The organism is Kocuria sp. WN036 (assembly GCF_002287015.1).
Classification (GTDB): domain Bacteria; phylum Actinomycetota; class Actinomycetes; order Actinomycetales; family Micrococcaceae; genus Kocuria; species Kocuria rosea.
On record NZ_NSKF01000008.1, the window covers coordinates 84,885 to 108,988 of the forward strand.

Genomic DNA, 24,104 nt, shown 5'->3' on the forward strand with positions numbered 1-24,104 from the left:
AGCACCAGAGGAGAGAAGGAACCATGATCAAGCAGTCCATCTTCGGCCGCATCGCCCAGCTCGCGAAGGCCAACATCAACGGCATGATCGACGCCGCCGAGGACCCCCAGCTCATGCTGGACCAGATGGTCCGCGACTACACCGAGAACATCCGCGAGGCCGAGGCCGCCGTCGCGCAGACCATCGGCAGCCTGCGCCTGCTCGAGCAGGACCACGCGGAGGACGTGCGCGAGTCCCAGGAGTGGGGCAACAAGGCCCTCGCGGCCTCGAACAAGGCCGAGGAGTACCGGGGCGCCGGCAAGTCCTCCGAGGCCGAGAAGTTCGACAACCTCGCCAAGGTCGCCCTCCAGCGCCAGATCCAGTACGAGACGGAGGCGCGCGGCGCCGAACCGCAGATCCAGTCCCAGACCCAGGTCGTGGAGAAGCTCAAGGACGGGCTCAACAAGATGCGGGGCAAGCTCCAGGAGCTGTCCAACAAGCGGGACGAGCTCAACGCCCGGCAGAAGACCGCGCAGGCGCAGTCGCAGGTCCAGGACGCGCTCAAGGCTTTCGACGTGCTCGACCCGACGAGCGAGGTCTCCCGCTTCGAGGACAAGATCCGCCGCGAGGAGGCCCGTGTCCTGGGCCAGCAGGAGCTCGCCGCGTCCTCCCTGGACGCGCAGTTCGAGTCCCTCGAGTCCCTGGGCCAGCAGTCGGAGATCGAGGCCCGGCTCGCCGCCCTGAAGTCCCGCAACGCCGAGCGGATCGTCTCCTCCGAAGAGGTCTGACCCCGCCCCGTCCCCGGGCACGGAGGAGCCCCCACGGCCGCGGCCGTGGGGGCTCCTTCCCGCCCGGGGTCCTCCGGGCAAGGCGAAGGCCCCCGGACCGTGACGGTCCGGGGGCCTTCTGTGGTTGCGGGGGCAAGATTTGAACTTGCGACCTCTGGGTTATGAGCCCAGCGAGCTACCGAACTGCTCCACCCCGCGGCGACATGTATGACTATACGTGCCGCGGGGTGGACCCGCAAATCGGCTACTCGGCGGGCTGCTCGGCCGGCTCCTCGGGGGCCAGGGCGCCCTCCGCCTCGGGGGCGACGACGCCGTCCGCCTCGAGCGCCCGCTCGATGGCGTCCTGCAGCCGCTGCTGGGCCTCGCCGTAGGACGTCCAGTCGCCGTCCTGCAGGGCCTCCTCGGACTCCTGGATCGCCTGGTTGGCGTCGCTGAGGGCGTCCTCGAGGCTGGCGCCGCCGGCCGGGGCCTCGGCCCCGTCCTCGCCGGCGCCGTCCGGGCTCCCGGCCTCCGCCTCGTCGACGCCCGCACCGGACGACGTCTGGGCCCCGGAGTCGCCCTGGAAGACCTCGTCGAGGGCCTCCTCGAGGGTCGGCGCGAAGCCCACCTCCTCGCCGAAGCCGACGAGCACGCGCCGCAGCGTCGGGTACGCGGCGTCGCCCGAGGACTGGACGTAGACGGGCTGCACGTAGAGCATGCCGCCGCCCGCGGGCAGGGTGAGCAGGTTGCCGTTGATGACCTCGGAGGCGCCCTGGCGGAGCAGGTTCAGCTCCGTGGAGACGTCGGTGTCCGAGTTGAACAGGTTCTGCGCCTGGCCCGGGCCGGGCACCACGGACGAGCGCGGCAGCTCCAGGAGGCGCAGCGTCCCGTACTCGTCGCTCTTCACGCCGTCCTCGCCGGTGCCGGCGTCGGAGTTGGCGGAGAGGTACCCGTACATCACGTTGCGGGTGTTGCCCGTCTCCGACTGCTGCGGGATGAAGGAGGTGGTGAGCGAGAAGTTGGCCTCCTCTTCACCGGGCATCCGCATCGACAGGTAGTACGGGGGCAGCGCCACGTCCGAGTCCTGCGTCGGGTCGTTGGGCACGGACCACACGTCGTCGTTCTGGTAGAAGCTGCCGGAGTCCGTGACGTGGTAGCGGTTGAGCAGCTCCCGCTGGACCTTGAACATGTCCTGCGGGTAGCGCACGTGCGCCATGAGCTCCGCCGACATCTCGGAGTAGGGCTTGAGCGTGCTCGGGAAGACGTTCTGCCACGCCTTCAGCACCGGGTCCTGGTCGTCCCACGCGTACAGGTTCACCGAGCCGTCATAGGCGTTGACCGTGGCCTTGACCGAGTTGCGGATGTAGTTGACCCGCTCCGGCGGCAGGGCCGCCGCGGCGCCCTGGGCGGTCTGCGTGTCCTGCGTCGCCTCCTGCAGCACCGACGGCGTCGAGTACGGGAAGGCGTCCGAGGTGGTGTAGGCGTCCACGATCCACTGGACCTGACCGTCGATGATGGCCGGGTACGGGGCGCCGTCGACCGTCAGGTACGGGGCGACCTTCTCGATCCGCTCGCGCGGGTCCCGGTCGTAGAGGATCTGCGACTCCGGGCGCACGGCGTCCGAGAGCAGCATGTCCGAGGACTGGAACTTGATGCCGTAGGCGAGCCGGTTGAAGAAGTTGCCGATGCTGGGCCCGCCGTTGCCGGCGAACGTCGTCTTGGCGTCGCCGGCCTCGTCGCCGGCCGTCTGCGGGCGGTCCAGCTCGAGGGGCTCGTCGCCCTCGGCGCCGCCCACGATGGAGTACAGCGGGGAGTTCTCGCCGAAGTAGATGCGCGGCTCATAGTCGTCCGAGATCACGCCCCGGGACGGGATGCCGGACTGCATGAACTGCGGCTTGCCGTCCACCTCGACCCGGTTGCCGTAGGCGGCGACCACGCCGTAGCCGTGGGTGTAGACCACGTGCTGGTTGAACCACCCCTGGTTCTGGTCGGGGTTCAGCTCACGCGTGGCGATGACGGTGTCCTGGACCTCGCCGTCGATCTCGTAGCGGTCCACGTTGAGGGTGTCCGGGAACTGGTAGTAGGGGCGGAACTGCTGCAGCTGCGAGAACGCCGCCGAGACCACGTTGGGGTCCAGCAGACGGATGTTCGAGGTGGTCTCGGTGTCCTGGCGCAGGGCGCCCTGCTCGGTCTCCGTGGTGGCGTCGTACGGCATGACCTCGGCCGCGTCCAGCCCGTAGGCCGACCGGGTGAGGTCGATGTTGCGCTGGATGTACTGGCTCTCCAGGGCCTGCTCGGTGGGCGTGACCTGGAAGCGCTGGACGATCCACGGGTAGATCCCGCCTGCCACCACCGCGACCACGAGCAGCATGGCGGTGCCGATGATCGGCAGCCGCCAGCGGCCGATGAAGGACGCGACGACGAACAGGATCGCGACGATCAGCGCGGCCGCCGCCAGGATCGCCTTGGTGGGGATCACGGCGTTGACGTCGGTGTACAGCGCGCCGGTCCACGTCCCGGACGTGGACTGCAGCGTGGAGTACCGGTCCAGCCAGAAGTTCGCGGCCTGGAGCAGCAGGAACAGCGCGGCCAGCACCCCCAGGTGCACACGGGACGCACGGGTGGTGCTGAGCCCCCGCTCGGTGATCCGGATGCCGCCGTAGACGTAGTGCATCAGGATCCCCGCCACGCCGGCCAGCAGGATCGCCGAGACCAGGAACCCGATGAGGAAGCGCAGGAACGGGAGGGTGAAGACGTAGAAGCCGATGTCGAGGCCGAACTGCGGGTCCTCCTGGCCGAACGGCTCCTGGTTGAGGAACAGCAGCACGGTGTCCCACTGGGTCATCGCCGTGCTCGCCGCGAAGAGCCCGAAGAGCACGGGCACCACCACGATGACGATCTTGCGGACCGGCTCGAGGGCCTCCTGGTAGCGGCGCAGGTTGTCGTCCACGATGGACTCGGCCGTGATGGGCCGGCTGCGGTAGGCGAGGAAGAGGCTGGCGAACATCAGCGCCGCCACGAGCACGGCGGCGACCACGAAGATCACGATCTTCGTGACGTTCTCGGTGACGAACACGCTGAGGTAGCCCAGCTGGTCGTACCACAGCACGTCCGTGTAGAGCTGCGTCAGTCCCACGAAGGCGGCCACGAGGACCAGGACGACCACGACCGTCGGCCACAGCGCACCCCGTTTCCGCCGCTGTCCTGCTGGCTGCTGCCTCGGTGGTCGGGGGGCTGTGGGTCCGGCGGTCACTGGTTACCTCTGCAATCGGGGTCGTTCGTCAGGTGTGGTGCGTGAAGTCGTGGGGTGCGGCCTGCGTCGAGGAGGAGCGCCGCCGGCGGGTCGCCGGGGCACCCCGTCCATTCTGCCCGCGGGCTTCTCGGGGGTGCAATCGTGCACACGGCGCCCGTCATCGGGCGGCGCACCCCGGCAGCGCGGAGAGGTCCCCGCCGCTCCCGGCGGCCTCGGCGGCGGCCACGGCGTCGTCGAGGGTGCGCACGGACACGACCGTCAGCCCCTCGGGGACGTGGCCCTGCGCCTCGGCGCAGTTGTCCGCCGGGGCGAGGAAGACCTCCGCCCCGGCCGCCGCGGCCCCCTCGAGCTTCTGCCGGATGCCGCCGATGGGCCCCACCTCCCCCTCCGGGGTGATGGTGCCGGTGCCGGCCACGTGCCGGTCCCCGGCGATCGAGCCCGGGGTCATCTCGTCGACGATCCCCAGCGCGAACATCAGCCCCGCGCTGGGCCCGCCGACCTCGTCGAGCTCGAACGCCACGTCGATCGGGAAGTCGTAGGCGGCCAGCAGGAACACACCGAGCTGCCAGTTCCCCGACGCCTCGTCGCGCACGGTGTCCACCTCGACGTCGCGCGGCGACCCGGCCCGCTCGACCTGCAGGGTGACGCCGCGCTCCCCCGCCGCGTCGAGAGCCGACTTGAGGGACGGCAGCGACGAAACGGGCTCCCCGTCCACGCCGCGCAGGACGTCGCCGTGCTCGAGCACCCCCTCCGCGGGGCCGCCCGGGACCGTGTCCTGCACGGAGAGCCGGGTGCTGAAGTCATGGCCCAGGTGCGTCAGCGCGGCGGCGACCGAGTCCTCCTGCGAGCTGCTCATCGCCGCCATGCTGTACTGGTCGGCCTCCTCCCCCGACACGTCCCGGGGGTAGAGGGTGTCGGCCGGCACCACGGAGGCGGACGGGTCCAGCCAGGACCCGAGCACAGTGAGCACGTTGACGTTCTTGTTGGGCCCGCCGGTCACGTAGACCGTGGTCAGGTCCAGGACGGAGTCGCTCGGGTAGGTCGGGGCGCCGGAGACCCCCAGCAGCTGCCGGCCGTCGTGCTCCCCCACCGTGTTGAACGTGGGCCCGGGAGCCTCGATCACGAACGGGGCGGGCAGCACCGCCCCGGCCAGCAGCAGCCCGGCGGAGCCCAGCAGCGCCCAGGACTCGAGACCGCGGCGGCGCAGGGCGCGGCGCGGGCGGGGGGATGCGGTCACGGGCGGTCCTCGGCGTCGTCGTCGGAGGGACCGGAGGCTGTGAGGCCGCACGGTCCGGACGGTCCAGCTTATCGCGCGCGACCCGGCCCTGAGCTTCCAGCGAACTGGGAGTTGGCTCATGGTCGGCCCCGTCCGGTGCTCGCTACGCTGGGAGCAGAGACGTCGGGCGCGCCCGTGCCGCCCGATCCCCCGACCCGATCGAAGAACGGTGGACCCATGACTCCCCAGCCTCCCAACGACCGCCCCGGGAACACCCCGGGCGACGACTCCGGCGACGGCCCCAAGGACCCCTTCCAGGAGATGCTTGAGCGCCTCATGGGGCAGAGCGGGATGAGCCCGGAGGACCTACAGCGCGCCGGCGTGCCGGTGGACCCCCAGGCGATGTCGATGATGTTCCAGCAGATCCAGTCCATGATGGGCGCCGGGGCGTCCGAGGGACCGGTCAACTGGAAGCTCGCCCACGACCACGCGCGGCAGATCGCCGCCGCCGACGGCGACCCGTCGGTGACCCCCGCCCAGCGAGGCGCGGTCGAGGACGCGATGCGCCTCGCCGAGCTGTGGCTGGCCGACCACACCGAGTTCGGCCAGACCTCGATCCGGCCCCAGGCGTGGTCCCGCGCGGAGTGGATCGAGGCCACCCAGGAGACCTGGAAGGACATGACGGGCCCGGTCGCGGAGTCCGTGACGAAGGCGCTCACCGACGCCCTCACCCAGCAGCTGCCCCCCGAGCTGTCCGCCATGATGGGCGGGGCCTCGGGGATGCTCGCGGGCGCCGGCGGGATGCTGTTCGGGATCCAGCTGGGCCAGGCCATCGGCGGCCTGTCCCGCGAGGTGCTGTGCTCCACCGACATCGGCCTCCCGCTCGCGGAGGGCCGCTCCGGGCTGCTGCCCGCCAGCATCAGGGCCTTCGGCGAGGGCCTGGACATCCCCGCGCAGGAGATCATGCTCTACGTCGCCGTGCGGGAGGCGGCGCACGTCCGGCTGTTCGCGGCGAACCCGTGGCTGCGCCAGCACATCCTGGACCTCGTCAAGCGCTTCTCCGCGGGGATCCACATCGACATGTCCCGCATCGAGGAGGCCGCCCGGGACATCGACCCGATGGATCCCTCGAGCATGCAGGAGGCCCTGTCCTCCGGGATCTTCGCCCCGCAGCAGACCCCGGACCAGGAGGTCACCCTCAAGCGGCTCGAGACGGTGCTCGCCCTCGTGGAGGGCTGGGTGCACGTGGTCACCGTCGCCTCGACCGCCAACCTGCCCTCCGCGGAGGCCCTGTCCGAGACCGTCCGGCGGCGCCGCGCCGCCGGCGGGCCCGCCGAGCACGCGTTCGGCTCCCTCGTGGGGCTCGAGCTGCGCCCGCGCCGGCTGCGCGAGGCCGCGCAGTTCTGGGAGTACGTCGGCGAGCGCCGGGGGGTGGAGGACCGGGACGGCCTGTGGGACGCCGCGGAGCTGCTGCCCACCGACGAGGACCTGGACGACCCCGCGGGCTTCACCGAGCGCCGCGGGCTGCTCACCGCGTCCGAGGACGAGGTCGACGCCGCGCTCCAGCGGCTGCTCTCGGGCGGCTACGAGGGCCCCGACGGCGGGCCCGGCGCGGACGGCGGTCCGGCCACGGACCCTGCTCCCGGCGCGGACGGCGGTCCCGGGCGGCCGGAGGACGACGGGCCTCAGGACGGGGACGGCTCCCGCTGATCCGCGCCGGCGCGTCCTGCGTGCCGGTGCGCCCACGCGGCGCCGTCCAGGAACGCCCGGGCCTTCTCGGCGAGGGGGTAGCGGGCCTCGAGCTCCCGGAACCGGGGACTGTGGTCGGCCTCGAGCAGGTGCGCGAGCTCGTGCACCAGCACGAAGTCGAGCACCCACTCCGGGGCCTGCTGGAGCTGCGCCGAGATCCGGATGACGCCGGTGGCCGGCGTCGCGGAGCCCCACCGGGTGTGCTGCCGCCCGGACCACCGCACGTCCGAGGGCCGGGCCCGGCCGTCGAGGTGTCGCCGCGACAGCTCGTGGGCGCGCTGCAGGAGATGGTCGTCGGAGCGCCGGTCGGCGCCCTTGGCCGCCTCGCGGCGCCGGCGCTCCACGACCCGGGGCACCAGCTCGCGGGTCCAGTGCTCGATCTCCCGCCGGGTGGCCGTCTGGGGGACCGAGAGCACCACCGTGTCCTCGCTCCAGTGGGCGGACACGGTCTTGCGCCGGCGGGCGGAGCGGCGCACGACGACCTCGGGCTGTGACGGTACGGGCATGGGGCCATTGAACACGCCGCGGGCACGGGCCGCGAAACGCCGGCCCGCGCCCATGTGCACGGAGCTCCGCCGTGCACTGTGGACGACCCGCCGGCGGGCGCGCCGCGGGCACGGTCCGGGCGAGAGTGACGACGTCCCGCCCGCGCGTCCCGGAAGGCGTCCCGTGCCCACCACTCCGTTCCCCGGCCCTCCTCAGGGTTCCCCGCACGACCCGGAACTGCGCCTGTCCTGTCTCGAGCGGCCCCGTCCGGACGAGGTGCACGTCCTGCTCCTGGGCCTGGACGGTCTCGCGGCGACGCTGGCCGTGCGCCTGCTGCGCTGCGGCGTGCTCGGGCTCAACGTCAGCGACACCGCGCCCGTCGCGGCCGCCGACCTCGGGACCGGCGCGTACCGGCCCGCGGACGTCGGCCGGTCCCGCGAGGCGGCCCTGCGCCGGCGGCTGCGCGAGCTCGACCCCCGGTGCGCCCCCGTCAGCGCGCCGGAGCTGTTCCCCGGGGCGCTGCTGCCGGGCACGGTCGTGGTGCACAGCTCCGGGCGGCCCGCCCCGGACGGCCGGCTCCCGCCCGGAGCGGTGGAACCGGAGGCGTGGGCGGGGATCGACCCCCGCCACCCGGTGGTGTCGCTGCACCACGCCGACGGGGTCCTGCTGCGCTGGCCCACCGTGCCCTGGGCGCACCGGCCCTGCCCGGACTGCGTGCGGGCGACGCTCGAGCACACGCAGCCCCGCACGGCGCCGCACGGCCCCGCCGCCGTCCTCGCGGCGTGGGCGGGCGCGGCCCACGCGGAGGCCGTCGCGGTCCGCCTGGCCGTCGAGGTGCTCGCGGTGGCCCTGGACTCGCTGTGCGGCGCCGGAGCCGAGGGGCACGGGCACCGGGAGCAGGGCGGCGCGGGACGCGCCGCCCTCTACGCCCCGCCGTGGCCGGACGCGGTGTCCTGGCCGGAGCCGGACCGGAGCCGGTGCCTGTGCGGGCTCGATCAGGCGTGAGCGCGGGCGCCGCCCGGGCGGGACCGGCGCGGGGCCGGGCGGTCTCCGCCGGTCTCCCGCAGGGCGTCGAGGAAGCGTGAGGGCTTGCGCGTGGGCCGGCCGCCCGGGGTGCGGGACAGGGTCCAGGACAGCACGAGGTGCTCCCGGGCGCGGGTGATGCCCACGTAGAGCAGCCGGCGCTCCTCGTCGATCTCGTCGGCGGTCTCGGCGAAGCCGATCGGCATGAGCCCTTCGCTGAGGCCCGCCAGGAACACGGCGTCCCACTCGAGGCCCTTCGCCGAGTGCAGGGACGCCAGGGTCACCCCATTCATCACGGGAGCGTCCTGCTGGGCCATGCGCCGCTCGAGCTCCGCGGCGAAGTCGGGGAGCACGAACTGCTCCTCGCGGGCGGCGGCCTCCGCGGCCATCCGGTCCGCGAGGGAGACCAGCGCGGCCAGCGACTCCCACCGCTCGCGCACCGCGCCCGTGGAGCGCGGCGCGCGGTCCGAGTAGCCCAGCGAGGAGAGGATGTCGCGCACCAGGCGCGTGGGCTCGTCCGAGGCCTCGGCGGCCCGCGCCGCCGTGCGCAGCTGCACCACGGCCTGCTTGACCTCCGGCCGGTTGAAGAACCGCTCCGTGCCGCGCAGCTGGAAGCCGATGCCCGCCTCCGCGAGCGCGGTCTCGAAGGCCTGCGACTGCCCGTTGGTGCGGAAGAGGACGGCGATCTCGGACGCGGGCACACCGTCGTCGACCAGGTCCCGGATGCGCGCCGCGGTCCCCGCCGCCTCGGCCTCGTCGTCCGCGTACTCGTTCCAGGACGGGGGCGGCCCGTCCGGGCGCTGCGCCACGAGGCGCAGCGGCGTGGCCCAGGCGCCGGGGGTCGAGCCCCGCGCCGGCCGGCGGGCCGCGAGCAGACGATTGGCGGTCTCCACGACCTGCGGGGTGGAGCGGTAGTCGCGCACGAGCTCGATCACCCGCGCCTGCGGGTGCCGGGCCGGGAACTCGAGCAGGTGCCGGGAGGTGGCCCCGGTGAACGAGTAGATCGTCTGGGAGGCGTCGCCCACCACGCAGACGTCGTCCCGGCCCCCGAGCCAGGCGTCGAGGAGACGCTGCTGCAGCGGGGAGACGTCCTGGTACTCGTCGACCACGAAGTGCCGGTACTGCTCGCGCACGGTCGCGGCGACGCGCTCGTCCTCCTCGAGCACGGCCACCGTGAGCAGCAGGACGTCCTCGAAGTCGATCAGGTGCCGGTCGGTCTTGAGCTCCTCGTAGGACTGGTACAGGCGCTGGACCGTGCGCACGTCGTAGTTCAGCGGCATCTCCCGCCCGGCCGCCCGCGTCGGATAGGTGTCGGGGGTCAGCATCGAGACCTTGGCCCACTCGATCTCGGCGGCGAGGTCCCGCACGGCCGCGCGGTCCGTGGACAGGCGCATGTTCTGCGCGGCCTCGGTGATGAGCCGCGCCTTGTGCTCCACGAGCCCGGGCAGGGGCCCGCCCACGGCCTGGGGCCAGAAGTACTGCAGCTGGCGCAGGGCCGCGGCGTGGAACGTGCGCGTCTGCACCCCGGCGGCCCCGAGCTCGCGCAGCCGGTTGCGCATCTCGTTGGCGGCGCGGGCAGTGAACGTCAGGGCCAGGACCTTCTGCGGGGTGTAGACGCCCGTGGCGATGCCGTAGGCGATCCGGTGGGTGATGGCCCGGGTCTTGCCCGTGCCGGCGCCCGCGAGCACGCACACGGGTCCGCGCAGCGTGGTCGCGACCTCCCGCTGCTCGGGGTCCAGGCCGGCGAGGATGCGCTCCTCGAGGGTCGACTCCACGTCCGTGCCGGTCTCGCTGCTGGTCACCACGCGGTCTCCGGCAGGTCCTCGCCGAGCCAGTGCGCGATGAGCGCGTGCGCGATCGAGACCCGCCCGGGCAGGGTCACGGACCCGGTGCGCGCCGCCTCCCGCAGCTGAGCCCGCGTGAACCAGCGCAGCTCCAGGATCTCCTGGCCGTCCGGGACGGCCGCGCCGGAGCGCACCACGGCGCGGCAGCCGAGCATCAGGGAGCGCGGGAACGGCCAGGGCTGGGAGCCCAGGTACTGCACGTCCCCCACGGTCAGGCCCGCCTCCTCGGCGACCTCGCGGACCACGGCCTGCTCCAGGGACTCCCCCGGCTCCACGAACCCGGCGAGGGTCGAGAACCGGTTGCCCTTCCAGAGCGCGGAGCGGCCGAGCAGCAGCCGCTCCCGGTCGGGGTCGGGGTCGCCGTCACTGACCGCCACGATGATCGCGGGGTCGGTGCGCGGGAAGTGCAGCGACTCGTCGTTGGGGCACCGCCGGGCCCAGCCGGACCGGATCACCTCGGTGGGCTCCCCGCACTGCGGGCACCGGGGGTGGTCCCGGTGCCACAGTCCCACGGACTGGGCGGTGACGAGCAGCGAGGTGTCCCGGGTCGGGAGCACCGGGCCGAGCTCCCGCAGGCCGGCCCAGCGCAGCTCCTCCCCGCGCCGGCCGGAGGCGAACGCGGTAACGGCCGCCACAAGGGGCTCGGGCACCGCGAAGGGCTCCGCCGCGGCGTCCTCTCTCCCGGGCTCGGGGGCGGCGACGGCGCGCAGCAGGACGCGGGGGCCGGGGGCCCCGTCGGCGCCGGGCAGCCGGCCCAGGTAGACCTCCGGCCGGCGCGGGTCGTGGGGCACGGCCGGGAGCTCGGCCGCGGGCACCAGGACCAGGGCGTCCCCGGCCACGGGGGCGAGACCGCCCGCGAGCACGAGCACGAGCGTGGTGGGGTCCTGCGCGGCGAGCACGCGCACGTCGTGGAGCTCACGGTCGACGGCGTCGCGGTCGAAGGCCGTCGCCGCCAACGGCAGGCGGGCCGGCGAGAGACGCTCGGGGGCGGGCACGGGGCGGGAGCCGGAAACGGGCTCGGAAGGGGTGGAGGCGGGCACGTCCCCCACTGTAGCGACCCGGGCGGACCACGGGTCCGGCGGGTGGGGACGGGGACGGCCGCCGGACCTCTTGCAGGGCCGGGCCTCTTGTAGGGTGGACGGCGTGAGCACGTCCCTCGAGCACCTGGCCGCCGTCGCCGCCGCAGGCGTCCCCGGACTCGCACCCGTGGCCGTGGGGCCCTCCCCCGACGACGACGCCGACTTCCGCTCCGCCGTGGTCCTCGACGCCTCCGGCCGGCGCTGGCGGGTGCGTTCCCCGCTGAGCCCCGAGGCGAGCGTCCGCCTGGAGACCGAGCACCTCGTGCTCCGCTCCTTCACCCCCGCCGTCCGGTCGCGTCTCCCGTTCCTGGTCCCCACCGCCGCCGGCTCCGTGGCGCACGGGGACCTGCACGCCTTCGTGCACTCCCACATCGAGGGCGCCCCGCTGGACATCGACGCGCTCGCCCGCATGGCCGCCGAGCCGGACCCCGAGCACCACCGGCACGTGCCGAGCGCCGAGCCGCCCCCGACGCTCACCGTGCAGCTCGGGCGGCTCCTGGCAGCGATCCACGCCCTGCCGACCGCGCTGGTCCTGGACGCCGATCTGCCCGGCTACACCGCCGAGCAGTGCCGGCAGCGGCGCCGCACGGAGCTGCACCGGGCCGCCGACACGCGGCGCGTGCCGGCCGCGCTGCTGCACCGGTGGGAGCAGGTCCTGGAGGACCGTGCCGTGTGGCGGTTCCAGCCGCGCGTGGTCCACGGCGACCTGCAGGAGGACGACCTCGTGATCTCCCGCGGACGGGTGCGCGGGGTGACCGGGTGGACCGACCTGCACGTGGGGGATCCCGCCGAGGACTTCGCGTGGCTCTTCGCGGCGCGCGACGCCCGCCTCGCCGAGGGGGTGCTCGAGGCCTACGCCGCGGCCTGCCGCCGCACGTCCTTCCAGGCGCCCGACGGGGCACCGGACCCGCACCTGCTGGACCGGGCCCGGCTGGACGCCGAGCTCGCCCTGGCGCAGTGGCTCGTGCGCGGCGTGGACCGCGGCGCGCAGGACCTGGTGGCCGACGCGGAGCAGATGCTCGCCACGCTCGAGCAGGACGTCGCCCGGCGCCCCGAGCCGGTCGCGGCCGCCCCGGAGACCGCGCCGGCGGCCCCGGGGCAGGACGACGCCTCCCAGGACGCGGCCCCGGACCGCGCGCCCGGGGACACCGCCCCGGAGGATCCCGCCCCGGCCGGCGGCCCCGAGGCCCCCTCCGGCCGGACGCCGCCGACGGGACCGGGCGGCGGCCCCGCTCAGGGGCGCAGCACCACGTCGTAGGCCTCCCGGACCACCGCCTCGAGCTCCTCGGCCCCGGACAGGTCGTGCGGACGGACGACCCGGTCCTCGGCCACGTAGTAGAACGCGGCGGTGACCTCCTCGAGCGGGACGGCCCGCAGCCGGGACCACGCGAGCCGGTACACGGCCAGCTGCGCCGACCGCTCCTGCAGCTCCCGGCCGGAGGGTGCCCGCCCGGTCTTCCAGTCGACCAGTTCCCACGTGCCGTCGCCGTTGCGGAAGACGGCGTCCACCCGGCCGCGGACCGTGACCCCGGCGATCGGGGTCTCGAGGGGGAACTCCACGGCGTACGGCTGGCGGTCGGCCCACGGGCTGGAGCGGAACGTCGCCGCGAGCTCGGGGAGGTCGTAGGCCGCGTCGACGTAGTCGTCGGCGGTCCCGGGCAGCTCCCCGACGTCGAAGATCGCGGAGCTGCCGTAGTACTGCTCGATCCAGGCGTGGAAGGTGGTGCCGCGCCGCGCCGCGGTGCCGGGCCGGCGCGGCATGGGCCGGCGCAGGCCCGACACGACCTCGAGCGGATCGCGCGCGAGCGCCACCAGGGTCGAGGCCGAGACGTGGGACGGCATGGGGACGGTCCGCTCGGCCCGGCCGTCCTCGTGCCGGGCGAGCAGGATCTTCGCCTCCTCGGACCACCGGCGCGGGTCCGGCGCGAGCCCGTCCCGCTCCGCGACGCCGAGCAGGTCCTCGACGTCGAGGTCCGCGGTGTCCTCGAAGCCGCGCTCCCGCACCGCGCGGGCGGCCCGCTCGAGCACGGCCCGGCGGCCCCGGTGCGGGGGCGGGCTCACGCGCACGGCGCTGTGCCCGTACTCGTCCGTCACGGTCTCGGTGACCTCGGGGCCCTCCAACGGGTCGTACGGCCAGGGGGCGCTCAGCACGGTGGCGGCGGCCGGGTTGCGGGCCCCCTCCGGGACCTCGGCCCAGGGGCCCGGGCGGACGGACGGCTCGGGGCCCTCGGTGAGCGGTGCCAGCTCCGCGACGAACACGGAGGGCTCCTGGCCCTTCGCGGCCGTGCCCCGGAACACGGTGCAGGACAGTTCCAGGACCTCGCGGGCCCGGGTCACGGCCACGTAGGCGAGACGGCGCTCCTCGTCCTCGGCGTGCTGGGCGGCGAGCTCCAGGAACTCCGTGTGGGACTCCTCGAGGGCCTTGAGGTCGCTCGTGTCCACGGCCCACTGCGGCAGGAACCGGGCGTCACCGCGCAGCGGCCAGGCCAGGGTCCCGGTGTCGAGGGTCCAGCGGGAGGGCCGGTCGGTCGGGAAGTTCCCGGCGTTGAGTCCCGGGACGTAGACGTGGTCCCACTCGAGGCCCTTGGAGGCGTGGACCGTGACGAGCTGGACGGCGTCGTGCCGCGTGCGGTCGGGGCCGGGCTCGAGCCCGTTCTCCTCCGCCAGGGTGACGTCGAGCCACGCGAGGAACGCCGAGACGTCGCTGCTCGCGGAGAACGCGGTGAAGGACTGCGCGGCCTCGTGGAACGCGTCCAGGTTGCGCCGCGCCTGGTGGACGGGGCGGTGGGGGTGCGCGGCGACCTCGACGTCGAGGCCGAGCACCGTCTCCACCTCGTGCAGCAGGCTCGGCAGGTCGTCGGAGAGGAAGGAGCGCAGGTGGTCCAGCTCCGTCCGCAGCCGGATCAGGCGCTCCCGCGCGGTCTCGGACAGGGTGCGGGCGTGCGCGGACGTCCAGCCCGGCCACGGGAGGGTCTCGAGGGCCTCGATCAGCGACGCGTGGTCGGAGAGGTCGGGCTCGACGAGGGCGTCCTCCTGGGCCTCCTCCGCGGTGACCGGGCTCTCGAGGTCCTCGGCCCGGCCCGCCTGCGCGGCCTCCGTGCGGCGGCGTTCCAGGTGGGACGCCCAGTCGGCGAGGGCCATGAGGTCCCGGGTCCCGATCCGCCAGCGGGCCCCCGCGAGCAGCCGCACGAGCGCGTCCGAGCGGCCGGGGTCGTCCAGCACCCGGAGGGTCGCGACGACGTCGGAGACCTCCGGCGTGCTGAGCAGCCCGCCCAGGCCCACGACCTCGTAGGGGATGCCGCGGGCGGCGAGCTCCCGGCGCACGGGCTCGATCTGGGAGCGCTTGCGGCAGAGCACCGCCATGGTGGGCATCTGCTCCTCCGGGTCGCCGCGGTGCTGCTCCCGGCGCTCCCCGACGCGCTCCGCGAGCGCGACGGCCTCCTCGACGTCGGTCGCGTACCGGCTGATCCGCACCCGGCCGGTGCCCGCCCCGGGACGCGGGGTGAGCTCGGGGACGGCGAGGGAGGACGTGCTGCGCGCCCACGCCGGCAGGGTCCGCAGGGGCGCGGCGATGGTGTTGGCGACGTCCAGGATGCTCGCGTCGTTGCGCCACGCCGTGGTGAGGAAGCTGGGCTCCCCGTCCTGGCCGGGCGCGACCGGGAAGGAGTCGTAGAAGCCGAAGAGCTGCCCGGAGGAGGCCCCGCGGAAGCCGTAGATCGACTGCTGGGGGTCGCCCACGGCCATCACGGAGTGCCCCTGCCCGAAGAGCGCGGCGAAGAGCCGCAGCTGGGCGTGCGAGGTGTCCTGGAACTCGTCGAGCAGCACCACCCGGTGTCGCTCCCGCTCGGTCCGGCGGGCTGCCGGGTCCTGCTCCGCGAGCCGGGCGGCGGCGGAGAGGAGGTCGCCGAAGTCCATGGCCTGGGCCTCGCGCTTGCGCCGGGCGAAGTCGGCCACGAGCTCGGCGAGGACCCACGCGGTGCGCTGGTTGTCCTCGACCTTCTTCAGCTGGGCGCCCAGGGTCTTCTTCCGGCGCCCCGGCGGTGTCGTGGCCAGCGCGCCGAGCAGCTCGGCCGCGAAGCGCTCCACCTCCGCCGGGTCCACGAGGTGCTCCGCGCACGCCGAGGCGAGGTCGAGGACCGCGGCGACCATGGTCGACTTCGCGGGCATGGTCTCGAGCAGCTCCCCGGTCCAGGCCTCCACGGTCTGCGCGGCGAGCTGCCACGTCCGGGCCTGGCCCAGCAGCGTGGTGTCCGGCTCGATCCCGATCCGCAGCCCGTAGTTGCGCACGAGCGTGTTGGCGTAGGAGTGGTAGGTGCTGACCGTGGGGTCCTGGGGAGCGGCCGGGAGGTCGTCCTCCTCGGCGTGGGCCGGAGCGACGAGCCCCTGGGCGCGCAGCCGGGCGAGCCGGGAGCGCATGCGCTCCCCCAGCTCGCCGGCGGCCTTGCGGGTGAAGGTCACGCCGAGGACCTGGTCCGGGGCGACGACCCCGTTGGCCACGAGCCAGACCACCCGGTCGACCATGGTCGCGGTCTTGCCCGAGCCCGCGCCCGCGACCACCAGCCGGGGGGTGAGCGGGGCCGAGATCACGGCCGACTGCTGGGCCGTGGGGAGGTTGCCGCCGAGCAGCTCGGCCAGCTCCTCGGGACTGTACCGGGGCTCGACGCCGCCGTAGGGGTGCTCGGCGGCGTCGAGCCGGGTGCGGTCGTCGGGGGCGTCGGTCATGGGCGCTGTCGTCTCCTGCTGTCCGGGTGGGACGGGGCCGGGATCCGTCCGAACGGTCCTCACGGTTCGCTCACCTGCCGCCCCTCGGCGCACAGCGGGCAGATCTGCGGCAGCTTGCACCCGTGCCCGTTGAAGGCGCCCTCGGCCTGGTCGTGGCGGGCGGTGAACCGTTCCCCGGCCACGAGCTCCGCGGCCCGGGTGATCAGGTCCCGCGCCCACGTGGCGTCCGGGTCGAGGGGGTCCTGCTGCTGCACGGAGGGGGACTTGGCGCGGGTGCCGAGCTGGACGAGCAGGGCGCCGCCGGAGAGCTCCGTCACGGTGCCGCCGGGCAGCTCGAGGACGGTCTCGTCCTGACCCGCGACCATGGCTGTGCCCGCTCCCGCCGTGAGCGCCACCTGGTAGGCCGCGAGCTGCGGGTGCTCGGCGATCTTCGCCCCGGCGGGCTGGTTCCGGCCGGTCTTGAGGTCGACGACGACGTAGCGGCCCTGCTCGTCGAGCTCCAGGCGGTCCACGCGGCCCCGGAGCAGGGCGTCGCGCGCCCGCCCCTGGACGAGCACGCTGAACGCCCCCTCCACGGAGGCCAGCCGGCGGCCGTGCTTGCTGCGGGCGTCCAGGACGTACTGGGCGAACTTGCGCAGCATCTGCCGGGCCCGTTCGAGCTGGACCGCGGACTCCCAGGTCTCCGGCAGCCCCAGCGTGGGCCAGCGGCGCTCGAGCTCGGCGACGAGCTCGGTGCCCGACGCCTCCGGCAGCTCCTCGGCGATGGCGTGCACGAGTGAGCCGAGGCTGCGGCTGAGGTCGGTCGCGGCCTCGGCCCGCGAGGCGGCCACGAACCAGTCGAGCGGGGACCGGTGGATGGTCTCGATCCGGGACGGGGAGACGGGCACGGGGACCCCGTCGTCGAAGACGGGCGCCGTGCTGGAGAGCTCCGCGGCGCCCCACCAGGTGTCGGGGTGGGCGCCGGGCACCGGGCGCGGGGAGGAGGAGATGCGGTGGAGCAGCCGGGCCGCGGCCTCCGAGCGCACGGGGTCCTCCTCGTGCAGCTGGACCCACTGCCGCAGCTCGGCCACGAGGGCGCGCAGGGTCATGGGCCGGGGGGCGTCCACCACGGCCCGGGCGCCGTCCCCGGGCCGCGAGCCCGGGGGGTCGACGAGGTCGAGGAACTCCGAGGGCTGCTCGTCCTCGCCGGAGGCCGCCGTGACCACGAGCGTGCCGCAGCTGCGGGAGACGGCGGCGGAGAAGGAGCGCAGCTCGTCGTGGCGGACCTCGCGCATGCGGGTGACCGGGGTGACCCGCGCGGCCTGGTCGACGCCGAGGTCGAGCGCGTCCGTGAGCAGGTCCGCGCCGAGCAGCTGCCCGCGCAGGCGGGTGTTGGGCCACACGCCCTCCTGCACGCCGGCGACGAAGACCACCGGCCACTGCCGGCCCGCGGCGGTGGCGGGCGTCATGATCTCGACCGTCTCGTCGGTCGGGGCGCGGGCGGCCAGGGTGTCCATGGGCAGCTCCTGGTTGTCGATGTAGTCCAGGAACTGGGCGGGGCCGGCCCCGGGAAGGTGGTCCACGTAACGCTCGGCGGACTCGAACAGGCCCACCACGGCGTCGAGGTCGCGGTCGGCCCGTTCCCCCGCCGGGCCGCCCTCCAGTGCCCGGCGCCGCCAGGACTCGGCGACCCCGGCCGCCTCCCACAGCGCCCACAGGACGGTCTCGGCCGTGGCGCCCTCCTCCCGGAGGGCACGGGTCCCGGCCGCGAGCATCCGGGCGATCCGGCGGGCCGGCACGGAGCGCACGCCGGCGGCGTCGAGCGCCCCGGGGGCCACGAGGGCCTCCACGAGCAGGTCGTCGCTGGTGCGCAGACCCCCCGCGGCGAGCTCCTCCGCCCGGAGCCGCTGGCGGAGCCGGCGGACGTCCATCGGGGAGGCGTTGCCGATCCGCGAGGAGAGCAGGTCGACGGCCGCCTGGACCGTGAGGGCGCCGAAGTGCGCGTCCTCCTCGCGGTCCGCGGCCGCCGCGGCGGCCTCGGTCACGATGCGCAGGGCACCCAGCAGCGGGCGCACCGCGGGCTCGTCGCGCACCGGCGTCTCCGCGGCGGAGGTGCTGACGGGCACCCCGAGGGCGGAGAGCTGGCGCTCGAGCCCCTCCAGGTAGCGGCCGTTGCGCACGACCACGGCCATGTCCGCCAGCGGGACGCCGTGCACCAGGTGGCGCTCCAGGACCTGGTGCGCGATCCAGCGGGCCTCGTGCAGCGGTGAGGAGAGCACCACCGTGGTGACCTCTCCGGGCGCCGCGCGGTCTCCGGTGCCGTCCACCGCGACGTCGGCCGGCGCGGTCGCGGTGTCCGCGCCGTGGCCCGTGTCCGCAGCGCCCGGGGCGCTCCCGGCGGGCCGGAGGGCGCGGGGGTGCCGGGCCCCGGCCACGGCGGGGATCCGCTCCGCCACGCGCTGCCACACCTCCGCGACGGCCCCGGGCATCCGCCGGCTCGTGCCCAGGGGGTGCCGCCGCAGGGGGCGCGCGGGCTCGGCGAGCCGGTCCTCGAGGGTGCGCAGCAGGTCGGGGCGGGCCCCGCGGAAGCCCTGGACCACGGTGTCCGTGCAGGCGGTCAGCACGGTGTCCCGTCCCCGGCACAGCACGGCGAGCAGCCGGTGGATCGAGGGCGTCGCCTCGTGCAGGTCGTCGACGAGCACGAGGTCGAGGCGCTCCTGCTCGGCCCGCAGGAACTCCGGCTGCTCCTCGAGGACCCGCGCGGCCTCCGTGACGAGGGCCGCCGGGTCGTAGGACTCCGGCATCCGCAGCCGGCGCACGGCCTGGTACTCGGCCTGCATCGTGGCGGCCGCCGCCCAGTCCGGGCGCTCCAGGCGCCGGGCGAGGCGGCGGAGGTCGTCGGGGGCGAGGTCGTACTCGGACATGCGGTCGAAGAGCTCGCGCACCTCCTGCCGGAAGCCGCGGGTGGCGAGCGCCTCCCGGAGGTCCGGGGGCCACACGACGGGGGCCCCGAAGCCGGCGGCGTGCCCGGCCATGAGCTCGCCGATCAGCACGTCCTGCTCCGGGCCGGACAGCAGCTTGGGTCCGTGCGCGACGCCCGGGAGCAGTCCCTGGTTCTGGGCCCGCCGGAGCAGGTCGAAGGCGTAGGACTGCCAGGCCCGCACGGGCGGGGAGCTCATGGTGGCCGAGACCGCGGCCGTGAGGTCGTCCCGCAGCCGGGCCGCCGAGAGCCGGGACGGCGTGAGCACGAGCAGCCGGTCCGGGTCCAGGCCCCCGCCGATCCGGCGGGCCGCCAGCTCCACGAGCACCCGGGTCCGCCCGGTCCCGGGGCCGCCGAGCACGAGCCGGGGGCCGCACCCGGCCGGGAGCCCGGCGATCTCCTCCTGCTCGGGGTTCGGCCGCCACGGGGCGCGCTCCGGCGCGGAGCCGTGCGGCGGCACCAGGGTCCAGCGCACCGGCCCCGCCCCGGGCAGGGCGGAGCTCGTGGCGTGGGTGCTGTCCTCGGTGTGCCGCATGGGTCTCATCTCATCACGGGACTCCGACGGTCTAAGCGCTCCGCGTCCGTGCGTACCCGGACGGTTCCGGACCGGTGCGCACGGAGGCGTCGGCCGGGGCGGCCGCGTCCGTGGCGGGTCGGAGGGGGCCGGTACGGTGGGAGCCATGTCCTCGCCCTCAGGCCCCGCCGGCCCCACCGACCAGCTGCCCCTGTTCGACGCCGCCCCGCTGCGCGCGCCGAGGCCCGCCCCGCCCGCGCCGGACGACGCCGCGGAGCAGGACGTGCTCTTCGACCTCGAGGGGTCCGCGGGCGCCCCGGGGGCGTCCCCCGCGTGGACCGAGGGTCCGCGCGCCTCCTTCGACCTCGAGACGACCGGCCGCGACCCGCACACGGCCCGCATCGTCACGGCGTCCGTCGTGCGCACCGACGCCGCGGGCGCCGTGACGGACGAGTGGGAGTGGCTGGCGGACCCGGGGGTGGAGATCCCCGAGGAGGCGGCCGCCGTGCACGGGGTGAGCACCGAGCGGGCCCGCGCCGAGGGCCGGCCCGCCGCGGAGGTGGTCGCGGAGATCGCGGGCGTCCTGGCCGGCCTCTTCGCCGCGGGCACGCCCGTGCTGGTGTTCAACGCCTCCTACGACTTCACGGTCCTCGCCCACGAGGGCCGGCGCCACGGCGTGGAGGTCCCGCAGCCCTTCCCGGTGCTGGACCCCTACGTCCTCAACAAGCAGGTGCACCGGTACCGGCGCGGCAAGCGCACCCTCGGGGCGCTGTGCGAGGAGTACGGGGTCGAGCTCACCGCGGCGCACACCTCGGCGGCGGACTCGGTCGCGACGGAGCGGCTCGCGGTGCTGATGGCCCGCCGCTTCCCCGAGCTGGTGCGCCCGGCGGCCGCGCTGCACGCCGACCAGGTCGGGTGGGCGGCCGAGCAGGCCGCGAGCCTCCAGGAGTACTTCCGCCGGACCCGCCCGGACGCGGTGGTCGACGGCGCCTGGCCGCTCCGCCGTCCCGAGGACGCCTGAGCGCTTCCCGGGACGGCGGCCGGCCGGGTCCCGGCGGCCGTGGTCAGGCGGCCGGCCGGGCCTCGGCGGCCGCGCGCGCCGCGGCCGGCAGGGCGGAGACGATCCGGTCCATCGCGGCGTCGTCGTGCGCGGCGGAGAGGAACCACGCCTCGAACACCGACGGGGGCAGGTAGACGCCCTGGTCGAGCATCGCGTGGAAGAACGCCGGGTAGCGGAACGTCTCCTGCGCCTTGGCCTGCGCGTAGTCGTGCACGCCGGCGGCGGAGGTGCCGAAGGCCACCGAGAACAGGTTGCCGGCCGACTGGATCGAGTGGTCGACCCCGGCCTCGGTCAGCGCCGCGCGCACCGCCTCCTGCAGCTGCGCCGAGCGCCGGTCGACGGTCTGGTAGGCGATCCGGTCCGCGGTGCGCAGGGTCGCCGCGCCCGCGGCCATCGCCACGGGGTTCCCGGACAGGGTTCCGGCCTGGTACACGGGCCCGAGGGGCGCCAGGTGGTTCATGACCGCGGCCCGCCCGCCCACGCCGGCGACCGGCAGCCCGCCGCCGATGACCTTCCCGAACATGAACAGGTCGGGCTCCCAGCCGTCCTCGCCCGCGGCGGTGAGACCCCAGTAGCCGGCCTCGTGCACGCGGAACCCGGTCAGCACCTCGTCGAAGATCATCAGCGCCCCGTGCTCGCGCGTGAGCCGGCGCAGGCCCGCGTTGAAGCCCTCGCCGGGGGTGACCACACCCATGTTGGCGGGCGCGCCCTCGGTGATGACGGCGGCGATCCGGCCGGGGTGGGCGGCGAAGGCCTCCTCCACGGCGGCGAGGTCGTTGTAGGGCAGCACCAGGGTCTCGGCCGCGGTGGCCGCGGTGACCCCGGCGGAGCCGGGCAGGGCGAGGGTCGCCACGCCGGAGCCCGCCTCGGACAGCAGGGAGTCCACGTGCCCGTGGTAGCACCCGGCGAACTTCACGACGAGGTCCCGGCCGGTCACGCCGCGCGCCAGGCGGATCGCGGTCATGGCCGCTTCGGTCCCGGTCGAGACCATGCGCAGCTCGTCGATCGCGCCGATCCGCTCGACCACGAGTTCGGCCAGCTCGGTCTCCCCGCGGGTCGTGGCCCCGAAGGACAGGCCGCGCTCCACGGCCTCGTGCACGGCCTCGATGACGGCCGGGTGGGAGTGCCCGACGAGGGCGGGCCCCCACGAGCTGACGAGGTCGACGTACTCGCGGCCGTCGACGTCGGTGAGGTACGGGCCCTTGGCCGCGGTGATGAAGGGCGGGGTGCCGCCCACGGACGCGAAGGCCCGCACCGGGGAGTTGACCCCGCCGGGCATGACCTTGCGCGCGCGGTCGAAGAGTTCCTGGGAAACGCTCATGGGTTTGTCTGCTTCCTTCCGCCGGGGGTGCCGGCTCGGGGGACGGTGGGGGTCAGGAGAGGCCGTTCTCCTCGCGGAACCAGTCCGCGAGCTCGACGGCGAAGTAGGTGAGCACGGAGTCGGCGCCCGCGCGGCGGATGGACAGCACGGACTCCTGGATCGCGGCCCGGCGGTCGATCCAGCCGTTGGCGGCGGCGGCCTCGATCATGGCGTACTCGCCGGAGATCTGGTACGCGGAGACGGGCACCGGGGAGACCTCGGCCACGTCGCGGAGGATGTCGAGGTAGCTCATGGCCGGTTTGACCATGACCATGTCGGCGCCCTCGTCCAGGTCCAGCTGCAGCTCGTGCAGCGCCTCCCGGCGGTTGGCGGGGTCCATCTGGTAGCTGCGGCGGTCGCCCTGCAGCTGGGAGTCCACGGCCTCGCGGAACGGGCCGTAGAACGCGGAGGAGTACTTCGCGGAGTAGGCCAGGACGGCGACGTCGGGGTGCCCGGCCTCGTCGAGGGCGGAGCGGATCACGCCGACCTGGCCGTCCATCATGCCGGAGGGCCCGAGCACGTGGGCGCCCGCCTCGGCCTGGGCCACGGCCATCCGGCCGTAGATCTCCAGGGTCGCGTCGTTGTCCACGGTCCCGTCCTCGGCCAGGACGCCGCAGTGCCCGTGGTCGGTGAACTCGTCCAGGCACAGGTCGGCCATGACGACGAGGTCGTCGCCGACCTCGGCGCGCACGGCGCGCAGCGCCCGGTTCAGGATGCCCTCGGGGTCGCACCCGGCGCTGCCCTCGGGGTCCCGCTCGGCGGGCACGCCGAAGATCATGAACCCGCCGAGGCCCTTGGCCACGGCCTCGGCGGCGGCGCGCCGGAGCGAGTCCATGGAGTGCTGGACGACCCCCGGCATGGAGCCGAGCGGGGCGGGCTCGGCGAGGCCCTCGCGGACGAACACGGGCAGGATGAGGTCGGACGGATGGACCCTGGTCTGCGCGGCGAGCCGGCGCACGGCCGGGGTGGTGCGCAGGCGGCGGGGGCGGGACACCAGGTCGTAGCGGGGAATTCGGTGGGTCACGGAGTTCGTCTCCTCGGTCGCAGGGATCGGTGTCGTCGGGATCGGTGTGGTCGGTGCGGCCGGCGGCGGAGCCGCCGGCGTCGGGGTCGGGGCGGGCGCCCCCGCGGCCGCCCGGGAGGCCGCGGGTGCGGTGAGGGCCCGGGCGAGGGCGTCGCGGATCCCCTCCGGGGTGGGCAGGGACGCGGCCACGGACGGCAGGCCGCGCTCGGCGGCGGCGCGTCTCGTCGGCTCGCCGATGGCCACGAGGACGGTGCCGGCCAGGACGGCGGGGTCGTCGCGCACGAGCTCGGCGAGGTGGGACGGCGCCGTGAGCACCACGGCGTCGGCCTCGCCCGCGGCCAGGACCTGCAGCAGGTCGGACCGGTGGAGCTCGGCCACGCGCCCGTCCACGCCGCGGTCCGTGTCGTCGTCCGCGTCGTCGTCCGTGCCGTCGGCCTCTCCCTGGGCCGCGGCCCGCCGCACGAGGGGCGCGGGCGCCGGCCAGGGCACGGTCTCGTAGGCCGTGGCCGTCAGCACCCCGTACCCCCGCGCGGTCAGACCGGCCTCGAGGGTGGGCCGGGCCCGGGCGGAGAGCGGCAGCAGGACGGTGCCGGGAGCCGGCTCCGGCGGCCAGTCGGCGAGCAGCCCGGCGGCCGAGTGCACCGCGCCGGGCACGAGGTCCGGCCGCAGCCCGGCCGCCGTGAGGGCCGCGGCCGTGGCGTCCCCCACCGCGGCCACGCGCAGGCCGGCCCGCCGGGCCGCCGCGAACCGGTCGCCGAGTGCCGTGCCGGACGGCTCCCCCGCGACCGCGCGCAGGGCCCGGACGGTGGTGACCGAGGTGACCACCAGCCAGGACCCGGCGGCGGCCCCCGGGTCCGCCGCCCGGTCCAGCAGGGCGGCCACGGGACCGGTGTCCCCGGGGAGGGTGGCCTCGAGCAGCGGGGCGAGCCGGACCCGGGCCCCGTGCCCGTGCAGCAGCGCCACGAGCTCCCTGGCTCGGTCGGCGGAACGGGTCACGACGACCCTGGCCCCGCGCAGGGCGGCGGCCGGGTCGGCGGAGCGGTCGGCGGGGCCGGGGTGCGGCACGGGT

Annotated in this window: 14 protein-coding genes, 1 tRNA gene and 1 pseudogene; 5 read left to right on the plus strand and 11 right to left on the minus strand. The window is 75.2% G+C overall.

From position 1 onward, the window contains the following. Nucleotides 1-23: 23 nt before the first annotated feature. A complete protein-coding gene (locus CK505_RS07225) occupies nucleotides 24-767 on the plus strand; it encodes a PspA/IM30 family protein (RefSeq protein WP_017833616.1) in 744 nt (247 codons plus the stop codon). 121 nt (nucleotides 768-888) lie between these two features. Here the strand turns inward: CK505_RS07225 and CK505_RS07230 are convergent. From CK505_RS07230 to CK505_RS07240, 3 genes are all read right to left on the minus strand, one after another. Continuing rightward, nucleotides 889-965: transfer RNA gene (locus tag CK505_RS07230), tRNA-Met, on the minus strand. A 46-nt stretch (nucleotides 966-1,011) separates the two neighbouring features. Beyond that, nucleotides 1,012-3,999, minus strand: coding sequence for a UPF0182 family protein (locus CK505_RS07235; protein ID WP_031283016.1), 2,988 nt, complete (start codon nucleotides 3,997-3,999; stop codon nucleotides 1,012-1,014). Between the two features lie 157 nt (nucleotides 4,000-4,156). Further along, on the minus strand, nucleotides 4,157-5,236 hold the full coding sequence (locus tag CK505_RS07240) for a PDZ domain-containing protein (protein ID WP_095650628.1): 1,080 nt from the start codon (nucleotides 5,234-5,236) through the stop codon (nucleotides 4,157-4,159). A gap of 216 nt (nucleotides 5,237-5,452) precedes the next feature. Here CK505_RS07240 and CK505_RS07245 point away from each other — a divergent pair, with 216 nt between their 5' ends. Continuing rightward, the gene (locus tag CK505_RS07245) at nucleotides 5,453-6,925 is read left to right on the plus strand and encodes a zinc-dependent metalloprotease (protein ID WP_095650629.1); all 1,473 of its coding nucleotides are present in this window, start codon (nucleotides 5,453-5,455) and stop codon (nucleotides 6,923-6,925) included. Here CK505_RS07245 and CK505_RS07250 read toward each other — a convergent pair. Beyond that, nucleotides 6,901-7,470 carry a M48 family metallopeptidase gene (locus CK505_RS07250; RefSeq protein WP_035927587.1) on the minus strand — a complete coding sequence of 190 codons (570 nt, stop codon included), beginning with the start codon at nucleotides 7,468-7,470 and terminating at the stop codon, nucleotides 6,901-6,903. The two genes, CK505_RS07245 and CK505_RS07250, sit on opposite strands and share 25 nt — an antisense overlap. 163 nt (nucleotides 7,471-7,633) lie before the next feature. Here CK505_RS07250 and CK505_RS07255 point away from each other — a divergent pair, with 163 nt between their 5' ends. Next, complete coding sequence (locus CK505_RS07255) at nucleotides 7,634-8,455, plus strand: ThiF family adenylyltransferase (protein WP_176475300.1); 822 nt, start codon at nucleotides 7,634-7,636, stop codon at nucleotides 8,453-8,455. Here CK505_RS07255 and CK505_RS07260 read toward each other — a convergent pair. Continuing rightward, nucleotides 8,446-10,278 (minus strand): ATP-dependent helicase, encoded by a 1,833-nt coding sequence (locus CK505_RS07260; RefSeq protein WP_017833443.1) that lies wholly within the window; start codon nucleotides 10,276-10,278, stop codon nucleotides 8,446-8,448. The genes CK505_RS07255 and CK505_RS07260 overlap by 10 nt on opposite strands. Continuing rightward, nucleotides 10,272-11,357, minus strand: coding sequence for an NAD(+) diphosphatase (gene nudC / locus CK505_RS07265; RefSeq protein ID WP_255250903.1), 1,086 nt, complete (start codon nucleotides 11,355-11,357; stop codon nucleotides 10,272-10,274). Before nudC ends, CK505_RS07260 begins: the two co-directional genes overlap by 7 nt. Before the next feature lie 103 nt (nucleotides 11,358-11,460). Here nudC and CK505_RS07270 point away from each other — a divergent pair, with 103 nt between their 5' ends. Beyond that, nucleotides 11,461-12,654, plus strand: a complete 1,194-nt coding sequence (locus CK505_RS07270; protein WP_176475301.1) for a phosphotransferase — start codon at nucleotides 11,461-11,463, stop codon at nucleotides 12,652-12,654. Here CK505_RS07270 and CK505_RS07275 read toward each other — a convergent pair. Both CK505_RS07275 and CK505_RS07280 read right to left on the minus strand, forming a co-directional pair. After that, on the minus strand, nucleotides 12,630-16,118 hold the full coding sequence (locus CK505_RS07275; RefSeq protein ID WP_095650631.1) for an ATP-dependent DNA helicase: 3,489 nt from the start codon (nucleotides 16,116-16,118) through the stop codon (nucleotides 12,630-12,632). The genes CK505_RS07270 and CK505_RS07275 overlap by 25 nt on opposite strands. Nucleotides 16,119-16,177: 59 nt before the next feature. After that, complete coding sequence (locus tag CK505_RS07280; protein WP_095650632.1) at nucleotides 16,178-19,612, minus strand: ATP-dependent DNA helicase; 3,435 nt, start codon at nucleotides 19,610-19,612, stop codon at nucleotides 16,178-16,180. A gap of 145 nt (nucleotides 19,613-19,757) precedes the next feature. On the opposite strand from CK505_RS07280, the gene CK505_RS07285 reads away from it, so the two are divergent. Then, nucleotides 19,758-20,612 (plus strand): 3'-5' exonuclease, encoded by an 855-nt coding sequence (locus CK505_RS07285; protein WP_095650633.1) that lies wholly within the window; start codon nucleotides 19,758-19,760, stop codon nucleotides 20,610-20,612. A 43-nt stretch (nucleotides 20,613-20,655) separates the two neighbouring features. On the opposite strand, the gene hemL is transcribed toward CK505_RS07285, so the two are convergent. The 3 genes and pseudogenes from hemL to CK505_RS18830 form a co-directional block, all read right to left on the minus strand. Then, on the minus strand, nucleotides 20,656-21,972 hold the full coding sequence (gene hemL, locus CK505_RS07290) for a glutamate-1-semialdehyde 2,1-aminomutase (RefSeq protein ID WP_095650634.1): 1,317 nt from the start codon (nucleotides 21,970-21,972) through the stop codon (nucleotides 20,656-20,658). A gap of 52 nt (nucleotides 21,973-22,024) precedes the next feature. Beyond that, nucleotides 22,025-23,035, minus strand: coding sequence for a porphobilinogen synthase (gene hemB / locus CK505_RS18825; protein WP_172604423.1), 1,011 nt, complete (start codon nucleotides 23,033-23,035; stop codon nucleotides 22,025-22,027). Nucleotides 23,036-23,476: 441 nt separating this feature from the next. Then, nucleotides 23,477-24,100 (minus strand): annotated as a pseudogene (locus tag CK505_RS18830) (uroporphyrinogen-III synthase); the annotation flags it as partial. Nucleotides 24,101-24,104: the final 4 nt, after the last annotated feature.